Raw genomic sequence first — 19,799 nt, forward strand, 5'->3', positions numbered from 1 at the left:
TAATTGCCATTCCTGTTTCTAAGTTGTTATTTCTCAGAGTAAAACTTCTGCACTGCTTCATCGAAATAAATCCAGCCTTTCCAGCCCAAATGAATCGTATCTTTTAAGAAATACTTATCATATTCATGGCTAGAGAAATCGACTACTGGGTATCCCGCTTTCTCGACTTGATCGCGAACCTTACTATAATACACATCACGGCGTTCTTTTGGGAAACCAGCGTAATCATACCACGGTCCGTTTACAGGTACAGAAATAAAGAGTGGTTTTACATTTTTTTCTTTGAAAAGATCTAAAACAATTTGTAAGTCATCATATTCTGGTGATTCATCATACGATTCATTTGCTCTAAAGTTTTTTAACCCTTTTAATTTTTTCTTTAAATTATGTTTATAATAATACGGATTTTCAATTCCGAATGTATTTGTTGTGGATTCCGCCTTACCTTCTTGTTCCGCTTGTTTACGTGCATCTTCCCAAGAAATTGAACGTAGTCCCGTATTGGTTTTCTCTTTCATCGGTTCGATCTTAAATAGAGAATTAAATAAATCTCGATGATCTAAAATATTCCGGTACATATATGCTAGCGGTTTAGCTAGTCCAGCTTTTATATTATGCTTCGTATCGTTATATACAATACTTTCTAGAGAACTACTTAATATCGCATCTTTACGAACAACTTTGTAATCTAATAAACGCTTCGCGATTTTTTTCTTCATTTCAGGATTTATTTCGTCATTAAAAATAAAGTGATAGGCTTGTTGTTTGGAGAAATTATTTGTAAAATCCCCTTGTGATACACCGGTTTTTGTAAACCATTGTGGTGAAAGAACAAAGACTACCTTTTTACCTTCTAATTCATCCATTGTAGACGTCATATTTAAAATATGGGCCAAGCTTTGCGTACCACCAGTCCCTATTAAAAATGGCGTAAAACCTGCCGGATTTACTTTAAAATAATTAGACGGATGATATGCATCCATTCGTAAAAATTCTGATGAACCATACATCGGTAAATACTGCGAATTCTCTAACATTTTTTGCTGTAAGAAAACACTTTGCAATTTTTCTTTTTGCAAGGAAGTTGCTGCATCTTCTACCTTTTTATCGCTTATTAGTGATACTAAACTCTTAGAGGGAATAAGCAATACAATGAAAAAAAGTACGCAGGCTAAAATAATTGGTCCGAAAGCATGCTTCATCTTCATCTGCTATTCCTCTTTCTAGTACTATTAAATTGTAACCCTTGTTTTTGACACGTCATCATTTCTCTCCTTTTTCTCTATACATGCTCCATTCTATTTATCTATTATTTACATGTATGTATTCCATTTCTTTGCACTATTAAGTTAAATACTTATAGAGCAAGAAAGTGTTTCCAAAGAAACATGTTAATTATACAAGATTCTACATAAATTTCACACTGGAATTTTAGTAATAATTTTATTTTTAAGTAGTGAAAAAACACATAAAATGTCTATAATTCATCAGATGATGTATTGAGTTCAAAATATGATAATAAACGCCCACTATGATCAACATCTTGAGTATATGTAAAGCCTTGCTTGCGTAAAAGTTTTTTCGAATTCTCATTAGCTACTTTAACCCTAGCAATTATTCTTTTTAAATTCATCGTCCCTGTTGCATATTGAATGGAAGCCTCTGTTGCTTCTGACGCATATCCATTCCTCCAATACTCTGGATCAAGGAGATACATAATTTCTGTTTCCCCTGTTTCATTTACCTTTCTTAAACCACAATGTCCTAATAACTGGTCTGTTTCATTTTTGAATAACAGCCATACACCAAAATCATACTGTTCCCAATGCAATATAAGTTGACTAATATAATCTTTAGTTTCATCTATCGACATACCTCTTGATTTAGCAAGCCATTGACCAACAGCTTCTTTTTTCAATATGTTATACAATTGATCAACATCTTCTATATTCGGTTTTCTCATCACCAATCTTTTCGTATGTATTACTTTCCCCTTTACAAATACAGACATAGTGCCCCTCCTAATACTGTTTATAGACTAGTAAATTATACCACGAACTATCATCGGCTTTAACTAAGAAAAAACAGACTATCACATACGTGAAGTCTGTTTTTTCTCTTTCTTTACTTTTGTATGTCCGCCCATTTCAAGCTAGTTGCTGGACCAAATTGGTGAACATATAAATCTTTTACATACGGTTTTTGTAAGTAAGATAGTCCACGCTGGAATACCGGTGCAATTACTGCATCATCAAGAAGTACTTTTTCAGCATCTTGCATTGCTTTCCAACGAGCTTTTTCATCATTACCTAATTCTGTTTTAATATTCTTAATTAACGCATCGTATTCTGGATTTGCATACCCTGTATTATTAACGGTACTTCCCGAAAGGAAAACTTCTAAGTATGTCATTGGATCTGGATAATCAGGTAACCAACGTGATAACGACATTTCATATTCTTTTTTCTTCTCTAACGCTAGTTTTTGAGTATGTGGTTGTAGTTTCACATTTACTTTTAAGCCTGGTAAGTTTTTCTCAAGCTGTTCTTTAATATACTCTCCTACTTTTTTAAAGTTTTCTAAATCATAATTTAATAGTTCTAACGTAACTTCATTTGTACCGGTCTCTTGTTTTGCCTTTTCCCAATATTCCTTCGCCTGTTTTACGTCCGTCTTATTAAACTCTCCTGCTGCACTTCTAAAATCTTTCTTATCTGGTCCTTTTAAAAATCCTTTCGGGACGTAGTAGTTGGCAGCTACCGAACCATCATTTAAAAATGAAGTCGCAAGTCCCTTCTTATCAAAAACTGTGCTAAGTGCAAGGCGTGCGTTTTTATTTTTAAGAATCGGTACATTTTCATTGAAACGGAAGAAATACATAACTGGATCTGTATATTGTTTCAATTCTTTATTATTTTTATATTTATCTACGAATTCTGTAGAAATGACAGCCCTATCTACCTTATCTGTTTCATATAAATTTACCGCAGTTGAAATTTCTTTAACAACTTGGTAGTTTACTTCATCTAATTTCACTTCTTTTTTATCCCAATATTTATCGTTTTTCTTCATTGTAAAGCTCGCTTCGTGCTTCCACTCCGATAATGTAAACGGTCCATTATATATCGCTTTACTTGCCTCTAACCCGTATTTATCACCTTGCTCTTTCGCAAATTTTTCATTAATTGGATAGAAGGATGGCAATATTAATAGTTTCGTAAAGTAAGGTACAGGATGTTCTAGCTCTACGACAAATGTTTTATTATCCTTTGCTTTTACTCCTAATTCATCTAGTCCTAATTGTTTCTTATTTATTTTCTCCGCATTTTTCACATCATACGCAATGTATGCATATTGAGAAGCTGTATCTGGATTAATAAGCTGCTTCCAAGCATATACGTAATCGTGAGCCGTTACTGGATCTCCGTTAGACCATTTCGCATCACGTAAATGGAATGTATAAGTCTTTCCATCCTTACTAACCTCATATTTTTGCGCTCCAGCTTCAATTACTTCATCATTTTTCGATAATCGGAATAGCCCTTCCATTACGTTATTCAAAACGTTAAATGATACCGCATCTGTTACTTTCCCTGAATTTAATGATGGAATTTCACCCGTTTCTAGTAGCTGCAATACTTTCTTCTCATCTTTCGGCTTTGTAGTTGTTTTATCTTTTGCACATCCAACTAAAAATGAAGAAACTAATAGAGTACTAACTAATGAATAGCGAACTACCTTTTTCATTTCCAAACCCCCTCTATTTTTTACGGTAAGTAACGACGAGCACCAGCGTATTCTTCTATATATCCTGGTGTATTTAACGGGATTATTTCAACTGATCTTTCAGCTCTTGGTGAGTGAATCATATTACCATCACCAATATACATTGCAACGTGATGGACACTACCTTTCCCTTGATCATGTGCAAAGAAGATTAAGTCTCCTTTTTGTAAGTTTTCTTTATCAACAGCAACCCCCGCTCTTGATTGCGGTCCAGAATCTCGCGGTATTGTAATACCGTGCGATTTATAAATTGTATGTGTGAATCCAGAGCAATCAAAACCAAACCCACTTGTACCAGCCCATATATATGGTAATCCTAAAAACATTTTACCCGTGTTTATTAAATCATCAGCTGTTGGTGCAGGAATGTCATTTTGAGAACGGTGAACAGTTCCATCATTTTTCCGTAGCCATGCCTTTTGACCATTCGGCAACAACACGCGGTATGAAATCGTATCTTCACTTAATAGCGGTAAACGCGTATTATAGCTGACTTCAAGGGATTTATATTTTTCAGAAGGATTAATATATAAAATAGCTGTCGGTTTCGTTATTAATACGAAAGGTTGGTCTGTTTTATCTGCAAATTCTTGATTATACGTTAATTGCTTTTCAGGCATCCATCCCGGGTAGCCTTCTTCATTTCGTGGTGTTGGTTGTCCGTGGACTACTACTTTCACCCAATCACCTTTCTTATCAATAACTGTTACTTCTTGACCTAGCAGCGCTTGTGTTTCTAATTTATTCGCGCTCGTTAACCATAACTTCTCATTAAGAGTCATTGATTTCGTCCATTTCCATAAATCAACTGGATTTGTTGCGCTTGGTGTATCGATTGGTCGTAATGAATCAGGTGCAGTCCAAAGCGTTGCAGCAGATACATCTATAAATGCTTTATTATCTTTCTTCTCTTCAGCATTTGCCGAAGTAAACGATGAAAATATAAATAAAGTTGTTAAAAATGCAGTTCCTACTTTTTTCATATATATCCCCCTTAAAAGATAGTTTACTAGGTACTACTTCTAAGATTGTATATTCACTACAGAATGCAGGTTTACCTTTGGACCAGTGTAAGTCATCCCTTCTGGCTCTTCTACTAACCATAACGGTGCATCAAGATCAAAGTAATGAATGTTCGGATGAGCCGCAGCTAAATGTGCAACAGCGCTAACTGAAAGTGAAGATTCCATCATACTTCCAACCATACATTTCACACCTGCTGCGTCTGCAATATCCGCAATTTTCCAGGCTTCTCGAATACCACCGCATTTCATTAATTTAATATTAAGTAGGTCTGCATACCCTCCTTGGACAATCTTTAATGCGTCGCTTGCCGAAAACACACTTTCATCTGCCATAATAGGCGTTTGTACATTGTCCTTCACGTACTTTAATCCTTCCCAATCTTTCGCATGAACTGGTTGTTCTACAAATTCTATATTTAAATTTCTATTCTCCATTTCTCTAATAATAGAAACCGCTTCTTTCGGATTCCATCCTTGATTTGCATCTAAACGTAACGTCGTGTTCTTTGACACTACGTTTCGAATTGCCTCTATGCGTTCCAAATCTAAATGCGCCTCTTTACCCACCTTAATTTTTAATGTTTGGAATCCCTTTTCGATATGCTTTTTCGCTTCTTTTGCCATTAATAAAGGTTCATCCACACTTACAGTAATATCAGTATAAATCTCTTTCTTTCCACCTAGTAATGCGTATAACGGTATGTTGTGAAATTGACAATATACATCGTATAAAGCCATATCTACCGCCGCTTTCGCACTTGTATTTCCTATACAGCTCATTTGAATGTGTAACAATAACGTTTGAAATTGCAGTACATCTTTATCAACTAATGCAGAGCGAATTGGCCCTAATATTGCTTCCTCAATCCCGTTGGCAAAATCACCTGTAATAACCGGCGTTGCTGTAGCAGCTCCTTTTCCAACAATCCCTTCATCTGTATGAATAACCACATCTATACTTTCGATTTCCGTTACAGTACGAAGTGCTGTTTTAAACGGTGTATGAAGTTTTACGTGTCGGCGTTTTACCTTCACATCAGTAATTTTCATTTTGTTCATCCTTTCGTTATCTTTAGAGCGAAATTTTAATCCACATGAGGTTTTTATTCTGCCTATTAATGCGAAATAAAAAAATCCAGCCATAAGAAAATTCTTACGGCTGGATTTTGTCTATGAATGGGTAGACAAAGCAGCAATCTGATTATATTTTTTCTGTGCATCCTTTAGCGCTACAAGTAGCGCCTTTTGAGACGAACCGAAATACCGATTTTTTATTTCTGTTACTAATGCTGGATCATTAATATTTTTATGTAGAAACAAATATTTAACAAATTGAGATGTTAATGCAATTGTCGCTGAGCAATCTGCATCTACAATTTCCCCTGTATCCTTCACAAGTACAAATGCTACAAAATAGCTTTTAAACTTTTCGGTAATAGGATTATTTTGAGGTGCTTTCGCATCCCCTACGACATAAATTGTATTTGAAGCGTACACAGCTATCTTCCTTTCTTATACGAGGATAACGGTTTTCTTAACAGACGTATGAGCTGTTCACTCAACGTTGATTAAAAAATGTATCCGCTTACCTTGTATTATATACAATTGACAGAATTTTAACAATATTTATCTCGGCATATATTCCATAATTATGAAAACATCTTAAAATAATTAAAAACGGCTCAAACTTCTCATTTTTACAATATGCCATTGCTCCTTGTACCATGACATTCACACTACAAACTCCTTTTCTCTCATACATCAAAAAACAGTTAGCTATCGCTAACTGTTCCACCACTTTACTTCGGCAATACGAATATCGTTTCGTTTGACTTTGAAAATTGATACTCTTTTCTCGCAAACTTCAAAATTTCTTCTTCATTATCCGTTAAATTCTCGATGTTAGTCTTTAAAGAACCTTGATCTTTCTTTAAAGAAACTAATTGTTTCTTTTGATTCGTTATTGTATCTTTTTTTTCATTAATTATTTCTTGTTGTTTCGTTAATATATATTGAACGTACAAAGTAGTCGCAGCAATAAAGATAAACATGAATATAAATCGCCTTAATTTCTTCTTATTAATTGTTCGATTTTCATTAGGCTGTGATAGTTGCTCTGGTATATTGGGAACATTTACTCTTTTGAGTTTCCTCATTTTCAAATCCCCCTAACCCATATTTTTTCACTACCATCGGCACGATCCTCTTACTAACTTAAATTCTATTCTTATAAAATAAGCTCCTTCACAAAAAAATCTCACAAATTAACCAATTAGAGATAGCTTTCGACGACATTTCCGTATTTGATATAAAAATTTTTATTTATGCTGCTATAAAATAGTAGTTTATGTTATTCTTTTTCCACAATTGTAGAAAACATTTTTACACACATTACCTCCTGCTATGCATACCGATGTTATAACATGCTTACAAGGAGGGAAAACGATGCACTACCGTACATTAGGCAAAACTGGGATTACCGTTTCGGAAATTGGCTTTGGAGCGTGGGCAATTGGCGGCGATGAATGGGGACCTGTTAACGACAAACAATCTATAATCGCTATGAAGAAAGCAATTGAATGCGGCGTAAACTTTATTGATACTGCTGATGTATACGGTTTAGGACATAGTGAAAGGTTAGTAACTCAAGCAATAAGAGAGCACCGTAATAATATCGTTTTATCAACGAAAGGCGGTTTAATTGGGCATCACTATGATCCAAGTGGAGAGCCTGTTTATAATACTGCCGAAAAAGTGATCGCAATATTTGAAACTAGCTTACTTCGCTTAGAAACAGATTATATTGATGTTTATTTCTGTCACATTTGGTGGGATAAACAAGAAGAAACAGAAGCATTTTTACGCGCATTTGAAATATTAAAACGGGACGGAAAAGTAAGAGCTGTTGGTGTTTCAACTCACGACCTACAATATATAAAACATTTCAATAAAAACAATGAAATTGATGTTGTGCAACTTGATTACAACATATTAAACCGAAAACCAGAAAACGACATACTGCCCTACCTACAAGAGAACAATTTAGGAGCTGTTATACGCGGGCCTTTAAAAATGGGGATATTAACTGGGAAATTTACAAATAAAACAACTTTTCCTGACGGAGATTTACGCAAAGAATGGCCAAAAGAAAAGTGGTTTCAAGAAGATTTACAAAAAGTAGAAAAATTAAAGTTACTCTCAAATAAAAATCAGACACTAGGGCAACTTGCACTTCGCTACGTCCTCTCCCATCCAGCAGTATCGGTCGCAATTCCTGGCGCAAAAACAGAAACACAAGCGAAAGAAAATGCAGATGCAACTACCCGTCCGATCCTTACAGATGAGGAATTAGCGTATATTCAGTCAATATAAAACAAGACCAGCAGCTGGATTTTTCAACTGCTGGTCTTGTTTTACTTTTAATATTGTAAATCTATATCATATTCCATTCTCTTCGCTGTTTCTTCAGCAATCCGAGCACCTAACAAGTTTTTCACAATATGAAATGACATGTTAATTCCGGCTGAAATTCCACCCGACGTAATAATATGCCCCTCATCTACAAACTTTACATTTTCTAATACTTCAATATTCGGAAAATCATTTCTAAAACTTTCAATACTTGCCCAATGTGTTGTCGCTTGTTTTTCTTCAAGTAAACCTGCTTTCGCTAACAAAAGCGCTCCAGTACAAACAGAGGCCATTAGCTTCACTTCTTTCATCTGCTTACGAATCCAATTTATTACAATTTCATTTTCCACTTCATTTTCTCTAACACCTAACCCACCAGGAATAATTAAAATATCGACTGGAGGCAAGTTTTCGATACTATAGTCCGGTTGTACCTTTATTCCATTTCTTGCTGTAATCATTTCTCCATCTTGACTAACAGTATGAACTGTAAATGGTTGACCTTCACTTGTTGCTGTAACGGAAAAAACTTCAAATGGGCCGGCAAAATCTAACACTTCCACTTCATTAAAAAGAAAAATCCCTACATTCCAGTGGCTAATCATAAGCTCACTTCCTCTTGCAAATGATGTAAAAGATGCTCATGCCCTTTCTCTACAGCGATATCAAATGCAGTTTTCCCATCATTTTTCTTAGTCGTTTTATTGGCCCCATGTTCAAGAAGCAATGTAATTATATCTTCATCTCCTAATAATGCAGCTTCATGAAGTCCTGTCCAGCCACCACTTTGCACTGCATTCACATCTGATCCCTTTTCAATTAAGAAAGATACAAGTTCGATTTGTTTGTTTGCAATTGCCGCTTGAAGTGGCGTATTTTCATTTTCGTTTTTCGCTCTAATATGTATTTCTGCTCCCTGCTCTAAAAGGAAACTTGCTATTTCTTTCTGTCCAAAATAAGCAGCTAAGTGAAGCGGTGTCCATCCATCTTCACTAAATGAGTTAACAGCACTTGGATCCGTATTAATGATTTCTACTACCTTTTCTTTTTCCCCACTTATGACTGCTTGTGATATTGATATGATTTGTTCCATAATGAACCTCCATGTATACAAATATTAAGTCCCCCTTAATAAATTCCATTAATAATCACATGTTCCTTTCTAAATAATTAAGTTTACATAATAATATTATTTTTATAATTCGTTATCCTAATAAAAAAACAACCCACTCTTGAGTAGATTGTTTTTGGATTTCATTTTTATAATTGTTTTTAAAAAATATCATTTTCACTTGCGACTAATTAACATTAATAAAAATGAAATGAAATTATATATTTAGTAGCCATGAGCTCTTTACATATCGAAACCGCTATTTACTTAAAATTAATAGTTTTTTATCATTCGAAAGCCAAAATGAATTTTATCCTTACATTCGAAAAATTTATATGTAGTAAGCGTCTATAACGGTACTCTTATCATACTAATCTATAACAATTCTGCCTTCTTCCCTTACCTGTATCCTTTAAAACATAAGACTTTAAAACGAGTGCTGTTAGTGAATCTGTTAATGTTTTATATGATAAATTTGAAAGAGCTAATAGATCGTTCGTATATAACATTCTATGTTTCTCTAATAATAATAGTACTAATCTTTCTGACGGTTTTAATGTTTCATCACTTTCTAGTATAAAATCTATATTTTTCATATTTCTACTACTTACTCCTTATATAAAAAAATGATATTAGTAGTTATTTAATATAAAAATACTACATAACAAATTTGAAGATATATCGAAATAATATAGCATTCAAACACTATTATACTATAACATATAAAAGGCATTTCCCCAAATTGGAAATGCCTTTTATATTTCTCCCTCTTACTTATATAATTGGTATGATTGTTCTAGTCCTATATTATATTTCGTATTATTGTCCGTCCATTCTCCCCCTAAGTTTCCTGGCCATCCTGATGTATTGGCAACATATTTTAGTAACTCCCAATCAACCAATCCTTTTTTCACACCGCGTTCATACGATTTAACCATATTAGAAATCGCTATTGTTGCATTTATTTGTGAATCCATTAAGCTCTCTTCCGATAATTGCGCTGGCGCTAAACCATCACGATGTAATTGAAACAGACCGAAAGATGTGCCTTTATCCCCTATCGCTTTTCGATTAAATTTTGTTTCATGATCAGCAATAGATAATGGTATCCACTCTGGAATACCATACCTCTTTGCAACTTCACTAATTACTTGTTTATTATTTTTAATCTCTTTCTGCTTTTCATAGTTAATATAAATTACATAACTTAAAGTAACTAACGTAAGTAATATGAATATATATTGTAGCGCCTTTTTCATCATTTCATCTCCTGCTTTGTATATGTTTCATTTTCTACATCTACTATAAAACTTTTATGTGACATTCATTTGACGAAATGATTTTAATTATACTAAGTCGTTACATTTTTAACTATCAATCTGAAAACTGCAATTCTTCTAAAAGACTCCTTCAATACATAAAAACAGTCAGCCTTTCATGTATAGTACATGAAAGGCTGACTGTTTTCCACTACACTTTTTTATGTATACAGTATATCCCCACTATAATAAAACAAATTGAAATTATCGATAAAGCTGTACCATGAATTTCATAAAATGCAGTAAAGAATTTCCCGTTTGATCTATCCCAACTTTCTAATGTACCCGCGTAATATATGTAAGACTGAATAGGAGAACACCCGAAAGAACATAAGTTACTCCAATATTTTTCATTATTAGCTCACCTCCATTAATTTTATTTGTGAATAAAACAAAAAAGACCTTTATACGTTAAAGATCTTTTTCATCTTATTTTTGTTACAAAAAACGCCAGAATCTAAAACAAAAACTTACTTTAGGATGTTCATTTCCATATATACATTAAAAGTTATAAGGCTACCAGCATCTTTTCAATTAACATTTATTACATTAAATGTTTCTTGCAATATGCGGTTTGCTGTAATGACTCGTTCCACCGCCACCTACTACTACTTTACCGCCTTTTTCGAAGATTAATAATTTACTTGAACCATCTGAAAGTAGCACTATTACTTCAGCATGGTCACTTGTCGCTACATAGATTACATAACCACTTTTGGAAATACAAGTTTCCCAATGCTTATCAAATTCTGATCTTACTACCCGATTTGAATACACTTGATTTTCAATTCTTCCTTGTTCTTCGTTTTCCAAATTTATTCCCCCACTTCCCTAAAGTGTCATTTATATTAAAATAACAGTCCTCTTTATAATAGTGACTGGCTTTAATATAAATAGTATATGTGGTTATTAGGAGAATGCTTGGACAATGAAAACGTAACAACATTTTAAATTTTACAATCGAAACTTCTCCTTAATGATTTCCGCTACTTCATTAGCACTCAAATGAGAATTATTAATTTTTATATACTCTTCTTTTTCAATTTCACCATGAAGAGAGTTTAATCTATGTGGTTTTTTAATTACGCTCTAATCCTTCAACTATTTCTGCTTCAAGTTCTACAAAATATACTGCTGCACCTTTTGATTCAAAATAATGAAAACTAACAGAAACATTTTTAATAAAACTCTAGCAAACAAATACAACCAATATAAAAGAGCTTACCTTAGTAAGCTCTTTTATATCATCCCTCTCATATACCTTTACTTCACAATCGGCAATGTTACTTCACTCAATTTTACCGCTAGTTTTGTTCCTGCTTTCGGTCTAATTGTATAATCGTAGTCACTTGCGATTAAGACGACTCCTATTTGATGCCCTGCTTTAAATACGTAATCATCTGGCTGCATGTCCCATGTAAATGTATAATTCTTACCGGGTTGAAGTGCCGTTGAATTTTCTATACTATTTAAGTTTTGTGGATCCATCCAACCTCTCGTTACAATTTCAGGCTTCGCTCCGCCGTAATCAACGAGTAAAGCGGTTAAATTTGAAACAGACCGATCAATATTACCTGTTATTGAAATTTTCGGCGTACCGCTTATTCGCATTTCATTTTGCAGTACAGGCATTGTATATACTAATCGATTTGCTACTTCTAGCTCTGGGTTTTCTACTAATTGATTCGATTTTATTTTTGCATCATCTACTAATGAGAAAACGTTGTTTACTGATCCCATACTTAATGGTAGATTGACTGCTTTATTACTTAAATACATACGAATTTTTGATGGTACAGCCGCTGGATCTGGCCAATTTTTTATTTTTTGCCACGTTTTATTTTCACGTTGCACATCAACCATCGGTTCATCCATAATTCCATTTTCAATTCCATATAACCAATAATCGAACCATTTATTTTGCGTTTGCTGCCAGTTATTACTTGTTGTCCCGCCATGTCCTCCTTGGTGTAACCACATTTTACGAGGAACATTATTTTCACCAAGAGCTTCCCACCACTGTGCGAACTGCTTCGTTTTTACATTCCAATCATTTAGTCCATGAACAACAAACACACTAGCCTTCACATTTTTAGCATCTTTTACATAGTTACGCTTATCCCAAAATTCGTTATAATCGCCTGTTTTACGATCTTGCCCAGCAGTAAGTTCTTTAATGATCGGACCACAAACTTCAGGGTTCTTTCTTGTCAGTACTGCTTCAGCCATATTATCTGTATCTTCTCCTTGATAACCTCCTGGCGCAATAACTGCTCCATTTGCACGATAATAATCGTACCAACTACTAATTGCTGCAATTGGTATAATTGTTTTTAACCCTTCCACTCCAGTCGTTGCGACAGCATTTGGCAATGTCCCATTATAAGAAGCTCCTGTCATTCCTACATTTCCTGTAGACCAATTTGCATTTACTTCCTTACCATCCTCTGTATATGCTTTTGCACGACCATTCACCCAATCAATAACAGACTTAGTCCCTAATATTTCTTGTGCATCTCCGGTTGTCGGACATCCATCTGATTTTCCAGTTCCGATACTTTCACCTAAAATAACTGCATATCCTCTCGGAACGTAATAATTTCCGTATGAACCAAGATTAACAGCTCCATACGGTTTTCCTCCATATGCATTCAATTCTTCATCAACATTATAAACAGGAACATCTTTTAAACCAGCTCGATATGGACTCATTTCATAAATAACGGGGACTTTCACATCTGGATTCGTCTTTGGACGCATAACCTTTACTGATACACGATCTTTTTTACCATCTCGATCACTATCAACTTCTGTCTCTACAAATAGATTTTCTACGATGGCTTCATCAAGTGAATAGATTGGCTTCGTCATCCCATTTTCTAATTCAATTTTCGTGTTTGACATTAAAGCCTCTGAAATTTGACCATTTAACATAACATTTTTGTCTTTTACGGAGCTCCCTTCATTATTTTCTGCATGTGCAGTCATACTAGAAACCCCTGAAGTAATTGTTAAAGATAATATAGTCGATAGTGTAATTGCTATTTTCTTTTTCTTCATGCCCTTCCCTCCCCATATATTCCTTCTCTTACTATACATTAAAAAAACAGAAAATTCAGTTTATATTCTATATAAACAGTTGAGAAATTTGTAGAACTAACTATCAAATCTTTTCATATAAAAGAAAAGGAACTAATCACAATTAGTTCCTTTCTATATACATATAAAATTGTATTTCCCCGTCTACTACCGAAACCCCGTATTCAAATCCATGCCTTTCTAAAATACTTTTTACTATCGCTAGTCCTAATCCTGTACCTGATTTTTCTTTACTACGAGAAGATTCTAATACGTAAAAAGGTTCCCAAATTTTATCTATCTCTTTACTGCCCTCAGCGGCAATACCATTTTGAATTTGAAAATACACAACGCCATTTTTCTGTTCTAATGTGATTTTTATATTTTGATTTGTTGTATATTTTATCGCATTAGAAATTAAATTTTGAAAGACCATTCTCATTTTATTTAAATCAGCATAAACAATTGTATCACCAACATTATAGTTTACTTGCAACTTGATTTCTTTCGACTCCAGTTCAATCTTATGCTTATCTATTATACTTTGGACTAGTGATTCAATAGAGAATTCTTCTTTTTGTAAAATATCTCTTTCTAGTTTAGAAAATCGCAATAACTCTTCAATTAAATTTGAAATTTGATCTGTTTGTTTAATGATTGTATCAACATATGTGCCATCATCTAAACCGTCTTTTATTCCCATAGAATATGCTTTTACTAATGCGATTGGTGTTTTTAATTCATGAGTTACATCGCCCATAAATCGTTTTAAATGTTCATTTCGATTTGTTAGATCTTGATGTGCTTCATGTAATTTATCACTCATAATGTTTATACTATTTGCTAAATCACCTATTTCATCATTCGTTTTAACTTTCGTCCGTTTAAATTTCAGACGTGAAATATCTTCTGCGACATCACTCAATTCATTCAGTGGTGTAGTGATTGTTTTTGAAAAAATCCAGACGAGCACGATAATAAGAAATAGTGAGAATCCCAAAATGTATAAATAAAATGAGTTAAGCGTTTTAATTACTTCATTGGAATGCGCGATAGAAACTCCTACTAAAATCAACATATCATCTTTCGCAATGTATTTCACAAAAAAACTAGATTTTATCTTTTCTTGATCATATATTTTATTCGATTGTCCGAGGTTCTTCACTTTCGTAATTTCTTCTTTTGTAATCCAAAGTTTATTCAATGCAACTCTCTTTTTTGTAAGTTGCATACGTAATTCTTCATTAATAGCATCTTCTGAACTATTTATTGATGTAGAAGCAATCGTAACATTACCTTCATTTTCAATACGATTTATAGCATCATCCAGTTCTTTACGCGGTATTGACTGTATTTGCGCTGTAATGCCTTCTAAGCTTTCGCGTGTTTTGTGCACATTATATTTTGGTAAAAAATAGTTAATTAATAATAAAGAGACCGTATAAATAAGGATGACTGTTAAAGAGATGCTGAAAAATAACTTTTTGCCGAGTTTATTCACACTCTTCCTCCAAACTGTATCCTAAACCGCGATGTGTCTTTATAATATTTCCTCCTATTTTTTTACGTAATCTTCTTACATGCGTATCAACCGTTCGCTCTTCCCCAAAATAATCAAATCCCCAGACGATATCTAACAACTTTTTCCTCGTTAAAATCGTTCCTTTATGATTTAAAAAACATTTTATTAATTGTAATTCTGTCTTTGTAATGTCTAGTTCTTTCTCATTTTTATATACTTTATTTTTGGTGAAATCTATTTTCAAATCTTGAACTTGAATAACATCTTCATGCTGTACAAGCTTTTTCGCTCGCGTAATTAGCACTCCCGGGTGAAATGGTTTTTTCACATACTCATCCGCCCCGCTTTGAAGAGCTGCTAATTCATCTTCACTTTCACTTTTCGCAGTAAGCATTAATACTTTTACACTCGAATTCTTTTTTATTTTCTGACAGACAGTAATACCACTACTTTTCGGCATCATCCAGTCTAAAATAGCTAAGTCAATTTTCTCATCATAAAATATTTGAAGTGCTTCCTCTCCATCTTTTGCTAATAAAACTTCGAAGCCTTCTTTTTCAAAATATGCTTTTAAAATTTTCAGCATATCTTGTTCATCATCCGCGATTAATACTTTCATTACATTTCCTCCATTACTTATAAACAAATATCAATTTTATCATACAACTTCTTTGTTACATCAATGTGACGTAAAAATATTTACAACGTTTGAGGGTATAGTAAGTGTGAGGTGTTGTTTCATGTTCAAAAAAATAGGAGTCATTACTCTTCTCTTCTTTTTATTATCAACAAATGCGTTCGCAAATACAAATCAACAAATTGAAGTATTTGATTGCAAAAAAGAAATGGTAGTCCAAAAACAATCTTTAGATTCAGCCATTCAAAAAGAAGCAGTTCAATACGCAAAATCAATTACTGGTCCATTTAAAAACTTAAATGTCGTTCCGAAAGATGGTCATATGATAAAAATCCCGTTATCAAAACCTGTTCCTATTACAAATCAATGGTTACATACAACAATCGATGAAGTACTCATTCTTCTCCCACTTAATGAAAAACCTTACATTATGCTTTACGATGATGAGAATAATCCACATTTTTATTATGTAAAAGGTGATCCGAAAACTTTATTGAAACAAATGAATGTTAAATTATAATAAATTAAAGAAAGATCCCACAAGTATCATTCGTGGGATCTTTCTTTATCAGTTAACAAGTTGAATTATTAATATGATTTTCATTTAAAAAATTAATAATCTGCCTTTTGTGATGATTATCGTGATCTACGAATTCCTTAATAATATATATAAGAGAATACGGCGTTCCAGTATGAGGACAATACGATACTCCATTGGCAGTTAAATGTTCCTTTAGCTTTCCAATAGACAGTCGGTTAAGCTCTTGAACAAGTAAATCTCTTTTAGCTTGTGCTTCTTCAAGAAGTTTCATCTTAGATACACCTGATTTTGCATAATTAGAGGCTAGTTTATTATATGTATCAAAGTCAGGGAACTCCATTCCCTGTCCATCTCTCACTGATGACAATGTCTCACGTAAAAGATAGTCATCCCAGTTCATAATATGAGATATGATTTCACCAACAGTCCATTTCCCCTCTGATATTGGCGCTGTCCACATTTCTTCTTTCATATCTTTCAATGTGGTTATCCAAATTGAATACTCTTTAAAATCATTAATAATTTTATTGTCTCCCATCATCTAATCCCCATTCTAATAATAGATCCAGATAAATTATATCATTAATCCATACGAACAGGAACAAACGTTCTTGTTGAAAGGTCAATAATAATTCACTACATCCTTTTATCTAAGTTTAGATAATGGCTCGTTCCTACATACATTGTCCCTTTCACAAATCCACTCGAAGTATAAAAGTAATCCCCCTGTTTAGTATCTGTATGTAAGACAACAATAGTAAAATAGGTTTTTGCATCGCTTAAGATTCTCCCTAATAGTAACCTCCCTAATCCTTTCCGCCGGTAATCTTTTGCAATATAAAATCTCCTTAATCGACCAATTTTTTTATCTTTCGTATACGGATCTTGATTTATCCCCCCAATTCCAATTAACGTATCACCTCGAAAAATGCCATATAAACATTCTCCCGTTTTACTAAATGTATTTCTTCTACTTTCATATTCATTTATTAGTTTTATTAAGAAGTTAAATCTTTCTTCTTTACTTTCCATAACAAGATGATTGATCTCATATTTAAACAAATCTTTAATCTGCTTAATTTGTATATTTTCCAGTTTAATCCCTCACTTTCTCTATCCAAATGTATCTTTTTGAAAAATAAGAATGCCCAAGAATATATCATCTCGAGCATTCATTTGAATGTAAACTTATTTAATTTGTTATGTAAGTATTCTTCAATTCTGGTAATATGCCCTTCAGTTCCATTAAATCATCAATTACTAAATCAGCATGAGCAAGTTCATCTTCTTGTGCAAAATCAAAATTACATCCAATCGCAATCAAGCCATTATCTTTAGCTGCATTTATATCAGATAAACGATCGCCAACTACCGCTGCCTCTTTTAAATCATATTTTTTCAAAATATTTTTTACTAAGTCACCTTTATTAAGCGATGAAATTTGTTCGATACTAAAAGTTTCAGTAACCCATTGCTCTAAATCATAATGAGATACGATTGCTTTTAAATAATCCGTTAAACCATTACTAGCTATGTAAATTGAGCAACCAATTTCTTTTAAATAATTAAAAACTTCTTTTACATTCGGATATAAAGCACCTTTCCCACTCTTTATGTTTTCAATTAATCGCTCTAAAAAATAAGCATCTGTTTGTTTTCTTACTTCATTTGAATGATCAGGTAATAGCGCTTCCCAAACTTTAGGTAAAGGAACACCCATAATTTCACGGTATTTATCAATAGGTGTTTCCGCATCCCATAATTGTAGTGAGCGTAAATGATCAAATGTATCATCTAGTGATAATTCTAAGATTTTATCTGTTTGAAATAAAGTTCCATCCATATCAAAGATTAGTGCTTGCAACATTTTATACTCTCCCATTCTTTACGTATTAACTACAATACAGTTTTACTCGAAATATGTTTAAGCATCTCAACAATAATTTCTGAACAATAATTCGCCGCAGTTTTCGCGAAATCATCATATGAAACTTGCGCCTCATCATCTGCACTATCAGAAATACTTCTTATAACGAGAAATGGTATGTCATTTATATGAGCGACATGCCCAATTGCCGCGCCTTCCATTTCAGTACAATGTGGTGCATATTCAGTGACTAATTGCTCCTTTAATTTTGAATCCTCGACGAAGCATTCTCCGCTAACGATTCTTCCTTCATGTACAGGAACATTTAAACTACTACTATTACAAGCTTCTCGCGCTAACTCTCTTAACTCTTTACTTGCAATAAAAGATTCTTGAAACGGAAATAAATTCTTCATTTGATTTTTACTAACATCATGATGAGTAACATTTGTAGAAATAACTAAATCGCCAACTTTCACATCAGGATGCAATCCACCCGCAACTCCTGTATTAATGATAGTGTCTACATCAAAATTATTAATTAATATTTGTGTACATGCGGCAGCATTTACTTTTCCTACACCACATCGCGTAATAATAATTTCTGTATCCATGTAGTTTCCTTTATAAAAAGGCATTCCCGCAATTGTATGTTCCTCTTTTATATGTAGTTTTTCTAAAAGTAAGTCTATTTCAATTTGCATTGCTCCGATAATACCGATTCTGTTCATGTATGTAGTCCCCTTTGTTAATTTGTAATCCCTTTAATCCTCTCCGCCATAACCGAAAGTAAAAACTTCGGCAATACAAGTTGTCTCTTTATTCTTTTTGGCTGCGACATTAATCTATACAACCATTCTGTTCCAGTATCTCTCATTATTTTCGGTGCTCTTTTTACAGTACCTGATATTATATCAATCATGCCGCCTATACCAATAGATAGTGGCACGTTTAATGTTTGTAAGTTATCATAGATGAATTCTTCTTGTTTAGGTGAACCTAACCCTACTAACAATAAATGCGGATTGAATTGCTTGATTTGAGCTTTTACTTCTTCTATTTCTTCACCGTTTACAAATCCATGCTGTCCTTTAAAATGCGCAGATGGATTTTGCTCTTTTAATTTTTCTAATGCTTTTTCATTACTTTCTGGTGCAGCTCCAAAAAGAAAGACACGATACCCATTTTCATTACAACATTTTATTAAATCGCGAGTTAAATCTGCCCCAGTAACACGCTCTTTCAACGTTCCTTTTAATATTCTCGATCCAATTATGACGCCAATCCCATCGGCTGTTATTAAATCCGCAGATAATAACATTTTTTTAAACTGCTTTGATGTAGCCGTGTTTTCCTTAGCTGACATAACAATTTCAGGATTTGCAGTTACTACAAATCTTGCTTTCTCTTGTTTTTCATGTAGCCAACCTTTTAATAAGCTTATAGCTTTTTCATATTCTAAAGTTGAAAAAGGTATTCCCTTTATAAGTTGGTGATCCACT

At 33.5% G+C, this 19,799-nt stretch carries 23 protein-coding genes and 2 pseudogenes; 2 read left to right on the top strand and 23 right to left on the bottom strand.

Translation table 11 applies throughout. From position 1 onward, the window contains the following. Positions 1 to 26: 26 nt before the first annotated feature. From dltD to LUS72_RS14105, 8 genes are all read right to left on the bottom strand, one after another. Positions 27 to 1,208 (bottom strand): D-alanyl-lipoteichoic acid biosynthesis protein DltD, encoded by a 1,182-nt coding sequence (gene dltD, locus LUS72_RS14075; protein WP_097829426.1) that lies wholly within the window; start codon positions 1,206 to 1,208, stop codon positions 27 to 29. A gap of 269 nt (positions 1,209 to 1,477) precedes the next feature. Beyond that, a complete protein-coding gene (locus LUS72_RS14080) occupies positions 1,478 to 2,011 on the bottom strand; it encodes a GNAT family N-acetyltransferase (protein ID WP_264446621.1) in 534 nt (177 codons plus the stop codon). Between the two features lie 113 nt (positions 2,012 to 2,124). Then, positions 2,125 to 3,747 (bottom strand): peptide ABC transporter substrate-binding protein, encoded by a 1,623-nt coding sequence (locus LUS72_RS14085; protein ID WP_264446623.1) that lies wholly within the window; start codon positions 3,745 to 3,747, stop codon positions 2,125 to 2,127. Between the two features lie 20 nt (positions 3,748 to 3,767). Then, positions 3,768 to 4,769 (bottom strand): C40 family peptidase, encoded by a 1,002-nt coding sequence (locus tag LUS72_RS14090; RefSeq protein ID WP_264446625.1) that lies wholly within the window; start codon positions 4,767 to 4,769, stop codon positions 3,768 to 3,770. A gap of 39 nt (positions 4,770 to 4,808) precedes the next feature. Next, positions 4,809 to 5,870 (bottom strand): dipeptide epimerase, encoded by a 1,062-nt coding sequence (locus LUS72_RS14095; RefSeq protein WP_170961013.1) that lies wholly within the window; start codon positions 5,868 to 5,870, stop codon positions 4,809 to 4,811. Positions 5,871 to 5,981: 111 nt separating this feature from the next. Then, a complete protein-coding gene (locus LUS72_RS14100) occupies positions 5,982 to 6,308 on the bottom strand; it encodes a DUF3870 domain-containing protein (RefSeq protein ID WP_071772783.1) in 327 nt (108 codons plus the stop codon). Positions 6,309 to 6,396: 88 nt separating this feature from the next. Next, positions 6,397 to 6,672 carry a hypothetical protein gene (locus LUS72_RS27270; RefSeq protein WP_097829431.1) on the bottom strand — a complete coding sequence of 92 codons (276 nt, stop codon included), beginning with the start codon at positions 6,670 to 6,672 and terminating at the stop codon, positions 6,397 to 6,399. Further along, positions 6,611 to 6,967 carry an FtsB family cell division protein gene (locus LUS72_RS14105; protein WP_097829432.1) on the bottom strand — a complete coding sequence of 119 codons (357 nt, stop codon included), beginning with the start codon at positions 6,965 to 6,967 and terminating at the stop codon, positions 6,611 to 6,613. Before LUS72_RS14105 ends, LUS72_RS27270 begins: the two co-directional genes overlap by 62 nt. Before the next feature lie 289 nt (positions 6,968 to 7,256). On the opposite strand from LUS72_RS14105, the gene LUS72_RS14110 reads away from it, so the two are divergent. Then, positions 7,257 to 8,183: an aldo/keto reductase gene (locus LUS72_RS14110; protein ID WP_097829433.1), complete on the top strand. Its 927-nt coding sequence runs from the start codon at positions 7,257 to 7,259 to the stop codon at positions 8,181 to 8,183. A 47-nt stretch (positions 8,184 to 8,230) separates the two neighbouring features. Here LUS72_RS14110 and LUS72_RS14115 read toward each other — a convergent pair whose 3' ends face one another. The 10 genes and pseudogenes from LUS72_RS14115 to LUS72_RS14155 form a co-directional block, all read right to left on the bottom strand. Further along, positions 8,231 to 8,827: a DJ-1/PfpI family protein gene (locus tag LUS72_RS14115; protein ID WP_097829434.1), complete on the bottom strand. Its 597-nt coding sequence runs from the start codon at positions 8,825 to 8,827 to the stop codon at positions 8,231 to 8,233. Further along, positions 8,824 to 9,315, bottom strand: coding sequence for an ankyrin repeat domain-containing protein (locus LUS72_RS14120; RefSeq protein WP_264446634.1), 492 nt, complete (start codon positions 9,313 to 9,315; stop codon positions 8,824 to 8,826). The genes LUS72_RS14115 and LUS72_RS14120 overlap by 4 nt, the downstream gene beginning before the upstream one ends. A 383-nt stretch (positions 9,316 to 9,698) precedes the next feature. Next, positions 9,699 to 9,929 carry a hypothetical protein gene (locus LUS72_RS14125; protein ID WP_000789035.1) on the bottom strand — a complete coding sequence of 77 codons (231 nt, stop codon included), beginning with the start codon at positions 9,927 to 9,929 and terminating at the stop codon, positions 9,699 to 9,701. 174 nt (positions 9,930 to 10,103) lie between these two features. Continuing rightward, positions 10,104 to 10,595, bottom strand: a complete 492-nt coding sequence (locus LUS72_RS14130) for a transglycosylase SLT domain-containing protein (protein ID WP_264446649.1) — start codon at positions 10,593 to 10,595, stop codon at positions 10,104 to 10,106. Positions 10,596 to 10,803: 208 nt separating this feature from the next. Then, positions 10,804 to 11,006, bottom strand: a pseudogene (locus tag LUS72_RS27275) (hypothetical protein). A 195-nt stretch (positions 11,007 to 11,201) separates the two neighbouring features. Further along, positions 11,202 to 11,465 carry a hypothetical protein gene (locus tag LUS72_RS14135; protein WP_002147285.1) on the bottom strand — a complete coding sequence of 88 codons (264 nt, stop codon included), beginning with the start codon at positions 11,463 to 11,465 and terminating at the stop codon, positions 11,202 to 11,204. Between the two features lie 141 nt (positions 11,466 to 11,606). Further along, positions 11,607 to 11,805, bottom strand: a pseudogene (locus tag LUS72_RS14140) (shikimate kinase); the annotation flags it as partial. A 110-nt stretch (positions 11,806 to 11,915) separates the two neighbouring features. After that, positions 11,916 to 13,712: a Xaa-Pro dipeptidyl-peptidase gene (locus LUS72_RS14145; RefSeq protein WP_264446652.1), complete on the bottom strand. Its 1,797-nt coding sequence runs from the start codon at positions 13,710 to 13,712 to the stop codon at positions 11,916 to 11,918. 142 nt (positions 13,713 to 13,854) lie between these two features. Then, a complete protein-coding gene (locus LUS72_RS14150) occupies positions 13,855 to 15,231 on the bottom strand; it encodes a sensor histidine kinase (protein WP_264446654.1) in 1,377 nt (458 codons plus the stop codon). Then, positions 15,224 to 15,871 (bottom strand): response regulator transcription factor, encoded by a 648-nt coding sequence (locus tag LUS72_RS14155; protein WP_264446656.1) that lies wholly within the window; start codon positions 15,869 to 15,871, stop codon positions 15,224 to 15,226. Before LUS72_RS14155 ends, LUS72_RS14150 begins: the two co-directional genes overlap by 8 nt. A 121-nt stretch (positions 15,872 to 15,992) precedes the next feature. Here LUS72_RS14155 and LUS72_RS14160 point away from each other — a divergent pair, with 121 nt between their 5' ends. Then, entirely contained in the window at positions 15,993 to 16,409 is a 417-nt protein-coding gene (locus LUS72_RS14160) for a hypothetical protein (protein ID WP_097829440.1), read from the top strand. A gap of 52 nt (positions 16,410 to 16,461) precedes the next feature. Here the strand turns inward: LUS72_RS14160 and LUS72_RS14165 are convergent, their stop codons facing one another. The 5 genes from LUS72_RS14165 to LUS72_RS14185 form a co-directional block, all read right to left on the bottom strand. After that, positions 16,462 to 16,968: a DinB family protein gene (locus LUS72_RS14165; RefSeq protein WP_264449064.1), complete on the bottom strand. Its 507-nt coding sequence runs from the start codon at positions 16,966 to 16,968 to the stop codon at positions 16,462 to 16,464. 98 nt (positions 16,969 to 17,066) lie between these two features. Continuing rightward, the gene (locus tag LUS72_RS14170) at positions 17,067 to 17,462 is read right to left on the bottom strand and encodes a GNAT family N-acetyltransferase (protein WP_373605117.1); all 396 of its coding nucleotides are present in this window, start codon (positions 17,460 to 17,462) and stop codon (positions 17,067 to 17,069) included. 160 nt (positions 17,463 to 17,622) lie between these two features. Beyond that, positions 17,623 to 18,297, bottom strand: coding sequence for an HAD family hydrolase (locus LUS72_RS14175; protein ID WP_097829443.1), 675 nt, complete (start codon positions 18,295 to 18,297; stop codon positions 17,623 to 17,625). A 29-nt stretch (positions 18,298 to 18,326) separates the two neighbouring features. Then, on the bottom strand, positions 18,327 to 19,028 hold the full coding sequence (locus tag LUS72_RS14180) for a 5'-methylthioadenosine/adenosylhomocysteine nucleosidase (RefSeq protein ID WP_264446660.1): 702 nt from the start codon (positions 19,026 to 19,028) through the stop codon (positions 18,327 to 18,329). A 17-nt stretch (positions 19,029 to 19,045) separates the two neighbouring features. Then, positions 19,046 to 19,798, bottom strand: coding sequence for a WecB/TagA/CpsF family glycosyltransferase (locus LUS72_RS14185; RefSeq protein WP_264446663.1), 753 nt, complete (start codon positions 19,796 to 19,798; stop codon positions 19,046 to 19,048). Between the last annotated feature and the right edge of the window lies 1 nt (position 19,799).

The sequence above is a fragment of the Bacillus cereus genome, from assembly GCF_025917685.1.
GTDB classification, from domain to species: domain Bacteria; phylum Bacillota; class Bacilli; order Bacillales; family Bacillaceae_G; genus Bacillus_A; species Bacillus_A cereus_AT.

Coding starts and splice junctions, on each gene's coding strand:
- LUS72_RS14085 (WP_264446623.1), bottom strand. CDS start 3,747: ATGAAAAAGGTAGTTCGCTATTCATTAGTTAGTACTCTATTAGTTTCT.
- LUS72_RS14125 (WP_000789035.1), bottom strand. CDS start 9,929: ATGAAAAATATAGATTTTATACTAGAAAGTGATGAAACATTAAAACCG.
- LUS72_RS14105 (WP_097829432.1), bottom strand. CDS start 6,967: ATGAGGAAACTCAAAAGAGTAAATGTTCCCAATATACCAGAGCAACTA.
- LUS72_RS14130 (WP_264446649.1), bottom strand. CDS start 10,595: ATGATGAAAAAGGCGCTACAATATATATTCATATTACTTACGTTAGTT.
- LUS72_RS14145 (WP_264446652.1), bottom strand. CDS start 13,712: ATGAAGAAAAAGAAAATAGCAATTACACTATCGACTATATTATCTTTA.
- LUS72_RS14170 (WP_373605117.1), bottom strand. CDS start 17,462: ATGGAAAGTAAAGAAGAAAGATTTAACTTCTTAATAAAACTAATAAAT.
- LUS72_RS14110 (WP_097829433.1), top strand. CDS start 7,257: ATGCACTACCGTACATTAGGCAAAACTGGGATTACCGTTTCGGAAATT.
- LUS72_RS14120 (WP_264446634.1), bottom strand. CDS start 9,315: ATGGAACAAATCATATCAATATCACAAGCAGTCATAAGTGGGGAAAAA.
- LUS72_RS14115 (WP_097829434.1), bottom strand. CDS start 8,827: ATGATTAGCCACTGGAATGTAGGGATTTTTCTTTTTAATGAAGTGGAA.
- LUS72_RS14090 (WP_264446625.1), bottom strand. CDS start 4,769: ATGAAAAAAGTAGGAACTGCATTTTTAACAACTTTATTTATATTTTCA.
- LUS72_RS14155 (WP_264446656.1), bottom strand. CDS start 15,871: ATGAAAGTATTAATCGCGGATGATGAACAAGATATGCTGAAAATTTTA.
- LUS72_RS14080 (WP_264446621.1), bottom strand. CDS start 2,011: ATGTCTGTATTTGTAAAGGGGAAAGTAATACATACGAAAAGATTGGTG.
- LUS72_RS14160 (WP_097829440.1), top strand. CDS start 15,993: ATGTTCAAAAAAATAGGAGTCATTACTCTTCTCTTCTTTTTATTATCA.
- dltD (WP_097829426.1), bottom strand. CDS start 1,208: ATGAAGATGAAGCATGCTTTCGGACCAATTATTTTAGCCTGCGTACTT.
- LUS72_RS14165 (WP_264449064.1), bottom strand. CDS start 16,968: ATGGGAGACAATAAAATTATTAATGATTTTAAAGAGTATTCAATTTGG.
- LUS72_RS14095 (WP_170961013.1), bottom strand. CDS start 5,870: ATGAACAAAATGAAAATTACTGATGTGAAGGTAAAACGCCGACACGTA.
- LUS72_RS14175 (WP_097829443.1), bottom strand. CDS start 18,297: ATGTTGCAAGCACTAATCTTTGATATGGATGGAACTTTATTTCAAACA.
- LUS72_RS14180 (WP_264446660.1), bottom strand. CDS start 19,028: ATGAACAGAATCGGTATTATCGGAGCAATGCAAATTGAAATAGACTTA.